This is a genomic window from Ameyamaea chiangmaiensis, from assembly GCF_013376175.1.
GTDB lineage: Bacteria > Pseudomonadota > Alphaproteobacteria > Acetobacterales > Acetobacteraceae > Ameyamaea > Ameyamaea chiangmaiensis.
The window spans coordinates 1-883 of the sequence record NZ_JABXXR010000337.1; the positions used below are offsets into that span (position 1 = coordinate 1).

Consider the following 883-nt stretch of genomic DNA (forward strand, 5'->3'; position numbering starts at 1 on the left):
CATCGCCGCGCCCTGCGCCCGGGCATCGCCCTGCGCGCGCACGACGGCCGTCACCGGGAACAGTACCGAAGGCTTGCGCGCCAGCGCGGCCCGGGTGGCCTTCGTCACGGCGGCCTGCCAGGTGTCGGGCGTCGTTCCGGCGATGATCTCGACCAGCGGCGGCGTCACATGGGCCGGCGGCGCGGGCGGGATATAGGGCTTGGGCGGCTTGCCGGCAGCGGGATTGAAGGTGCGCTGGTCCAGCGGCTTGCAGCCCGCCAGCGGGCCGCAGATCAGAGCCAGACCAATGCCGAGCGCGACCATCGGCGCGGATGGCGAGGCGGAACGAACCGGAGAGCATAAGGCGCGCATGCCGTAGCGATACAGCAACCGGCGCCCACAGCAAGGGCCTTGCGCATCGTACCCGTCGCGGACGCCGATACATCGGCGTCCCGGTGTGCTAGAGGTACGGGCATGACCGGTGCGTACGAGACACACACAGGCAAGGCGGCCACGGGGCGCGCGGCGCGGCGCGGCAAGGCCGCACAAGGGTCGCCCCGGACACCCCCGGCCACATCGACCACGTCGGCGCCACGCGCTTTGACGGACGCCGATATCGGACCGAAGATCGCGCCGATCGCCGCGCTGGCAGGCGCTCAGGCTCTGGAGGCCACGGGCGCCCTGCCCTCCCTGGCACTGGCCGCGACGGTGCTGTGGGCGCGTTTCCTGCGGTTCGATCCCAACGAACCCAACTGGCCGGACCGCGACCGCGTAGTGATTTCGTCCACGCGCCTGCGGGCGATCACCGCCGCGCTCGAACGGCTCAGCGGACAGGCCACGATCACGTCCATGCCGTCGGGCGTGCCCGGCGGGCCGGTGGTCGACGTCGCCGGGGCCCCGTCCG

1 protein-coding gene and 1 pseudogene are annotated in these 883 nt (G+C 72.6%); one reads left to right on the forward strand and one right to left on the reverse strand.

All coding sequences use genetic code 11. The features are described 5' to 3' along the window. The coding region (locus HUK82_RS16910; protein ID WP_176615006.1) for a hypothetical protein at positions 1 to 369 on the reverse strand (369 nt) is incomplete at its 3' end. An 84-nt stretch (positions 370 to 453) separates the two neighbouring features. Here HUK82_RS16910 and HUK82_RS16915 point away from each other — a divergent pair. Beyond that, positions 454 to 883 (forward strand): annotated as a pseudogene (locus HUK82_RS16915) (hypothetical protein); the annotation flags it as partial.